Annotated in this window: 2 protein-coding genes; both read right to left on the bottom strand. The window is 67.3% G+C overall.

Going from position 1 to position 7,279, the window contains the following annotated elements; translation table 11 throughout:
• Positions 1-35: 35 nt before the first annotated feature.
• A complete protein-coding gene (locus ACN9MV_RS22160; RefSeq protein WP_426389460.1) occupies positions 36-4,070 on the bottom strand; it encodes an amino acid adenylation domain-containing protein in 4,035 nt (1,344 codons plus the stop codon).
• Between the two features lie 19 nt (positions 4,071-4,089).
• Positions 4,090-7,275 carry a non-ribosomal peptide synthetase gene (locus tag ACN9MV_RS22165; RefSeq protein WP_426389462.1) on the bottom strand — a complete coding sequence of 1,062 codons (3,186 nt, stop codon included), beginning with the start codon at positions 7,273-7,275 and terminating at the stop codon, positions 4,090-4,092.
• Between the last annotated feature and the right edge of the window lie 4 nt (positions 7,276-7,279).

Below are 7,279 nucleotides of genomic sequence, written 5' to 3' on the forward strand. Positions count from 1 at the left end.
CGCCCCCCGCGTGAATGCGGGGGGCAGGCCATCCATCAGCGCGCGCCTGCTGTCTCCCTGTCCTGCGCATCGCACATGGCCGCATGCAGATGGCTCAACATCGCAGCGTGGCGCACGATGCCCTGATGGTCGGCATCCACTTCGACTGAAGCACGCGCTTCGCCGTCGAACTGCGACAGGAGCGCGGCCTTCTCCGCAGCCGCTCTTCCCTTCTTCCACCAGAAATGCGGCGCCACGTTCAGACGCGGGAACGCGGCGATCTTTTCCGTGATCGCGTTCATGCGCCTGGTTGCGACGATCCCCTGGACGATGTCGGCCGTCTTCATGCTCATGCCGGCCGCGGCCACGATTTCTTCGACAGCGTCGCGCACGGTCTCGTCCGATGCTGAGCGGATCGGTTCGAACCTGTCGAGCATTGCGTCGACGGCTTCGCGGCCCATGCTGCCGTTCGCGGTGTCCAGAACGAAATCGCGGAAGTCCTGATACCAGCCGTCCGGATCGAAGCTCTCGTCCAGCAGGAAACTGTCGACCATGCCGAGGAAGGCGACGTCCACGCCCTCCTGCTCCAGCAGGCTGGCGACATGCACTGCAACAACCGCTCCCAGTGACCAGCCGACGATGCCAACGGCACCCTGCGGCCGCGTCTTGCGGATGAGATCGACGTAGTACCGGGCCATCTGCCCGATGGACTCCAGCCCGGTGATGTCGTCCGTGTAGCTCAGGCCGTAGACGGCACGCGAGTCTTCCAGGTGGCGCGCCATCGGCCGATAGTCGACCGGATGGCGCAGCCCGGGCGGCACGCAGAAGAGCGGCATCGCTTCTGCCGGCCCGGCATACGCGTTCAGCAACTGGACGGGCTGCGGAGTCGCTCCGATGTCCAGCTGTGCAACCAGCCTGGCGATCGTCTGCTTCTGAAGCAGGTCCTGCAGGGAGATCTTCACGCCCAGCGCACGCGACTTGTTGATCCTGGCCAGCAGCCTGAGCGCGACAAGGGAATCGCCACCGAGCTCGAAGAAGTTGTCGTGGCGCCCCACGTGCGGCACGCCCAGCACCTGCCCCCAGATAGCGGCCAGTGCGCCCTCCACCAACCCCTGTGGCTCTTCGCCTGCCCGCGCCTCTCCGAACTCCGGCGCCGGCAACGCCTTGCGGTCGACCTTGCCATTGGCGTTCAGCGGCAATGTATCCAGCACCACCAGCGCCGCCGGCACCATGTAGTCAGGCAGCGCCGCGGCAAGACGTTCACGCAACACGGCTGTCTCGATGGCCTGCCCGGCGTGGGCGGAGACGTAGCCCACCAGTCGGGCTCCGCTTGCGGCATCTCGTGCCACCACCACCGCTTCGCGCACTTCGGGCTGCGCCAGGAGTTGCGCCTCGATCTCGCCCAGCTCGATGCGGAAGCCCCGCACCTTCACCTGGTGATCGATGCGGCCCAGGTACTCCAGTTGGCCCTCCGCATTCCAGCGAACGAGGTCGCCCGTGCGGTACAGCCGGGCGCCATCTTCCGTCGCAATAAAGCGCTCTGCGGTAAGGGCCGCCCTGTTGAGATAGCCGCGCGCAAGGTTGACCCCGCCCAGGTACAACTCTCCAGCCGCTCCTGCAGCTACCTGGTTGAGCTCCGCATCCAGCACATGCGCCTGGGTGTCGCTGATGGGTCGTCCGATCGGCACCTGGCTCCGCCCGTCATCCCGGCAGGTCCAGTGCGTCACGTCGATCGCGGCCTCGGTCGGGCCATAGAGGTTGCAGAGCACTGCCTGCGGCAGCCGCCTGAACACCTCGTTCTGTGCTTCGGCCGACAGGGCCTCGCCACTGCACACGATGCGCCGCAGACTGGTGCAAGCCTCGATGCCCTCGTGGGCCAGGAAGGCCTGCAGCATCGAGGGCACGAAGTGCAGGATCGTGACCCGGTGCTGCCCGATCAAAGTTCGCAAGCGTGCCGGGTCGCGGTGGTCGCCCGGAAGGGCAACCGCCAGGCGGGCGCCGAACATCAAGGGCCAGAGAAACTCCCACACCGACACGTCGAAGCTGAAGGGAGTCTTCTGCAGCACGGTGTCGTCCGCACCGAGTGCATAGGCTTGCTGCATCCAGGCAAGGCGGTTGTACAAGGCGCCATGACGGTTGGCGGCGCCCTTCGGCTTTCCGGTGGAGCCGGAGGTGTAGATGACGTAGGCGAGGTTCTCGCCGCTCAACGCAATCTGCGGATTTGTCTCGGATTCGGCGCGAACGTCCAGCATGTCGAACGACAGCACCTGCACGGCCTCGGTGCCCGGCACGGTGAGATGGCTCTGCGTCAACACCAGCCCGATGCCGCTGTCGGCCACCATGTAGGCCAGCCGCTCCGCCGGGTAGTCCGGGTCCAGCGGCACGTACGCACCGCCTGCCTTCAGGATCGCCAGGATCCCCACCACCATCTCGATGGAGCGCTCCACCGCGATACCCACCTTCGCCTCTGGCCTTACGCCAAGGCCAATCAGATGGTGCGCGAGACGGTTCGCCCTCGCATTGAGCTGCGCGTAGCTCAGCGTCTCTTCGCCGAAGCTCAAGGCCGGCGCATCCGGGGTTCGTTGCGCTTGCCCTTCGATCAGCCGATGCACCGGTGTCGCGTTTTCATGGCGCTGCGTGTTCACACCCCACGCCGCGAGTTGCGCGCGCTCCGCCGCGCTGCAAAGATCGACGCCCGAAAAGGCCTGCCCCGGATCGACCGTCAATGCCTCGAGCAGGCGCACGTACCAGCCTGCCAGCCGCGCCACCGTCGCCTCGCCGAAAAGGCCCGTGTTGTATTCGATCTGCGCGTGCGCCCGCGTCGGTTCGATGAAGAAATCCAGTGACAGGTCGAACTTGGCGCTCGCATTGCGGGCACCGATCTCCTCCGTGCGCACGTCGCCGAACGCGAGGCCGGCAGCGCTGTCGCCCATCTGCACGCCGAACATCACCTGGAACAACGGATTGCGCGACGCGTCGCGCTTCACGTTGCGGCTGGCCAGCAGCGCCTTGAGGGGAAGATCCGCATGCTCCAGCGCGGACAACGAATCGCGCCGCACCCGTCGGCAGACTTCGAGCAGCGTGGCGCGCGGCTCGAGCCGCGCCCGGAACACCTGGGTCGTGATGAAAAACCCCACCAGATCGCGCACCTCGTCGCGATGGCGACCGGCATTGGCCACGCCGACGGCGAAGTCGTTCTGGCCGCTATACCAGCCCAGCAGCATCTGCCACGTCGCGAGCAGGACCACGAAGGGCGTGCACTTTTCCGTGCGGCAGAACTTCTGCAACGCCACGGCCAGTGCAGGCTCCAGCTCGAAGCGATGCACGGCGCCGTCGAAGGTCTGCCGCGAGGAACGAACCCCGTCCAACGGCAGTTCCAGCGGCGGCACATCGGCACCCAGATGGGTGTTCCAGTAGTTCAGCTGCGTCGCCAGGGCCTCGCCCTGCAAGCGTTCCCGCTGCCACAGTGCGTAGTCGGCGTACTGGACCGGCAAGGCCGGCAGCCGCACGGCCGCGCCCGCGGCCAATGCCAGGCGGTAGGCCGAAGCGAGGTCTGCCGCGAGGATGGGGTTGGACCAGGCATCCGACACGATGTGATGCAGGCAGACCGTCAGCACATGCTCTTCGTCCGACAGCCGGATCAACCTCGCCACCAGTGCGGGCGCGGCGCCCAGGTCGAACACGTGCAGGGCCATCTCGCTCGCCAGCGCATCGACACGCGCCTGCCGCACGACCCCGGACTCCAGGGACAGATCGAACCGCTCCAGCACGAACGTCACGTCCCGCACCATCTGCTGCATGGGCACGCCGTCTTTCTCGAAGAAGCGGGTGCGCAGGATGCCGTGGCGATCGATCACGGCCTGGAACGCCCGCTCGAGCGCATCCGCATCCAGCGGGCCCTGCAGGCGGAGCATCCTCGGCAGGTTGTAGGCCGTCAGCCCCGGCTCCAGGCGCTGCAGGAACCAGAGCTGCTCCTGCGCATGGGACAACGGCACCTCGTCGCCGTTCGACACTCGACGGCGGATTTCGTCGTCTTCCTCCGCCCACTCGTCTGCTGTCGAAATCCGCTGCGCCGCATCGGTGATGTTCATCACTGTTCCATCCTGCATATCAAACTGATCCTGAGTCCTTGAGGCGAGCTTGCTCGTGCGTGTGCGCCAGCAGTTCCATTCGCTCGACGTCCTGCGCCTCCAGCGCGCGAAGCGCCGCCGCCAGCGTGGCGACGGTGGGATGGTCGAACACCAGCCCCGGCGCGATATCGAGTCGCAGCAGCTTGCGGATGCGCGCCACCAGCTTGATCACGAGCAGCGAGTGCCCGCCCAGTTCGAAGAAGTCGTCTTCCACGCCGATGACGTCGCGCTGAACGAGGCCGGCCATGCACTGCGCCAGCACCGATTCGAGTGCGTCGCGCGGGGCCGTTGCCACCGGCTTCCGGTCATCGACCTTTGCTGCGGACCGCAACGACTGGCGATCGATTTTTCCGTTCGGCAGCCGCGCGAACTCCGCAACGAAGGTGCAGCGTGCGGGCACCATGTGCGCGGGCAGCAGCGTGCCCAGCCGCCCGGTCAGCGCCGAACGGTCGGCCTCCGATGCGAGCAACTCGTCTGCCACGACGAAGGCCCGGAGTTCGGTGTCGCCTCCGCCGGCCGGCACCGCCAGCACCACGGCCTGCCGTACGCCGGGTTGCGACAGCAACACCGCCTCCACCTCGGCCGGCTCGACACGAAAACCCCGGATCTTGACCTGGTCGTCAGCCCGCCCTGCCAGGCGGATGCCGCCCTCGGGCAGCACGCAGGCCAGGTCGCCCGTGCGGTAGAGCTTTTGCCCCGGCTGGAACGGATCGGCCACGAAAGCGCCTTCCACTTCCCGGTTCAGATAGCCGCGGCACAGCTGCGCACCGCCGACATACACCGCCCCCAGCGCACCGCTCGGCACCACGCGCAGGGACTCATCCAGTACATGGATGCGGTTGTTCGCCAGCACGCGCGACAGCGGCAGCACCGAAGACGAGGCGCCTTCTGCCGGCACACGATGCACCATCACACCCACCGTCGTTTCCGTGGGGCCGTAGTGGTTGTAGACCACGGTCTGCGGTGCGAGCCGCGCGATGCGCTCGATGAGCGAGCGCGGTGCGGCCTCGCCGCCCAGCACCAGCGTGTCGGGCAGCTTCGGTGCATCGTCCTCGAGCAAGGCCTCCAGGTGGGAGGGCACCATCTTGAGTGCGTCGATCCGGCGTTCGCGCATGAAGCCCGCGAAAGCGCGCGCATCCTTCACGTCGCCGGGGCCCGCCACGACGAGGCAGGCGCCGTTGTGGAACGCACCGAAGAGCGCCGTGTTGCCCAGGTCCGCGACGACCGAACTGGTGAGCGCCCAGCGACGGCAGCGGCCCAGGTCCATGGCCGACGACACCGCCGCCACGTAGTTGAGCAATTGCCCTTGCTCGATCACCACGCCCTTGGGCGTTCCCGTCGAACCCGAGGTGTAGAGCACATAGGCCAGGTCACGCATCGCAGGCTGGTGTGCCGGTGCGCTGTCGGCAAAGCCGCCCCGGTCCATGTCACCGAGCGATGCCTGACGCCACGGTGCATCGCCGGGCGAAGCCGACCCGGTGGCATGGAGCACGAGCGACGGCACGGCGTCTTCCAGCACGGCCTGGCGGCGTGCAACGGGCCATTCGGGGTCCAGCGGCAGGTAGCCCGCCCCGATGCGCCAGCTCGCAAGCATCGCCACAAGCAAGTCGGCCGACCGCGGAAGGTTGAGCGCCACCAGCGCGCCGGCCGTAGCGCCCTTGGCCTGCAGCCAGTGCGCCATCCGGTTGATTCGCGCGTCGAATTCGCGGTAGCTCAGAAGCACATCGCCTGCCTCCAGCGCGGGCGCGTCCGGCGTCGTCCGAGCCCAGCCGGCGACCTGCTCGGCCAGCGTGAGGGTTCCGAAATCCGCCTCCTCGCCACGGGCTGCGAGCAACAGCAATTCGCGCTCGCGCGAACCGACCAGCGCGAGACTGCCAACCGTCGCGCGAGGCTGCGCCACGGCATCTTCAAGCAACGTGCCGTACTGCCACAGCAACCGCTCCACGGCCTGCGATGAATAGCGCGATGCGTCCGCATGCACGGACAGCGTGAACGCCTGCCCGGCCTGGCCGACCTGCAGGGCCAGCTCAAAACAAGGCTGCGGCCCGGGCGCGGTGTCCACACGCCATGACACGGCACCGTGCGACCGCACAGGCGCCTCGTCGAAACCGAAGCCCACGTCGAGGTGCGCGGAGATCGGCGGCGCATCGATTGCCCAGTACTCCTGCGCCTCGGTATGCGCCTCGACTGTTTTGCCCAGGCGCCCGATCCAGTCGGAGAAAAGCTCTTCAGGCGCGACATCCACGACCACGGGCAGGATCTTCTCGAAGACGCCCACTGCTGCCTGCATCACTTCGTAGTTGCGCCGGCAATCGTTCTGCCAGCCGGCAATGAATGGCCGGTGGCCCGTCAGCCGGGCCACGAGCAGCCACCAAACGGCCTGCAGCAGCAAGTCGGTGCCGCACCCAAGCTGCCCGGCCACTTCCTGCATACGGGCGGCGAGCGCCGCGTCAAGAGGAAGGGCGAGGCTGATGCGAGTCGGTGTGCCTTCGCGCTCCCCGTCCGCCCGGGTGTTCAGGCGCGGCGCCTGCAGCATGTCGGCGCGGTCGATGTAGGCATGCCAGTAGCCACGCCCGTCGGCCGCTTCGTCGTCGCTGTCGAGCTCCTGGCGCCATTCGACGAACTGCGCGTACTGGAAGACCTCGTCCGCATCGACGACCTGCCCCGTCAGGTAGGCCGTGGCAATCTGATCCAGCAAGCCCTGCAGGCTGCCCTTGTCCGCAGCGAACACGCTGGCAACCAGCAGGAGCTTGTGTCGTGTTTCTCCGAGCCGGGCGACTCCGATGCGCAGCAGCGCGCCGCTCGCGACATCCAGCGGCTCTTCCGTACACACGGCGATCCAGTCGGCCAGCGCGGCCGCACTGTCGTCGTTGCCGCGAAGGTCGATTTTTTTCAAGCCCGGCATTACCGCCGCATCGAGTGCCTGTTGCCGCAGGCCCCGGAAGCCGGGAACCTGCAACACAGCCGAACGCAGCGCCACATGGGCCTGCACCACCGACTGCACCGCAGCCTGCAGGCGCGCCGCATCGAGCTCGCCGCCAAGATCGGCCAGCAGCACGAGCTTGGGCGCGCCGGTCGCGGCCTGTTCTCCATGCTGAGCCCAGATGGCACGCTGCTCCGGGCTGAGCGGCAAAGCGGAACTCGTGGTTTCAAGGATGGCAGCCATGGCT

Source organism: Variovorax sp. R-27 (assembly GCF_049913215.1).
In the GTDB taxonomy this organism is placed as follows: Bacteria; Pseudomonadota; Gammaproteobacteria; order Burkholderiales; family Burkholderiaceae_C; genus Variovorax.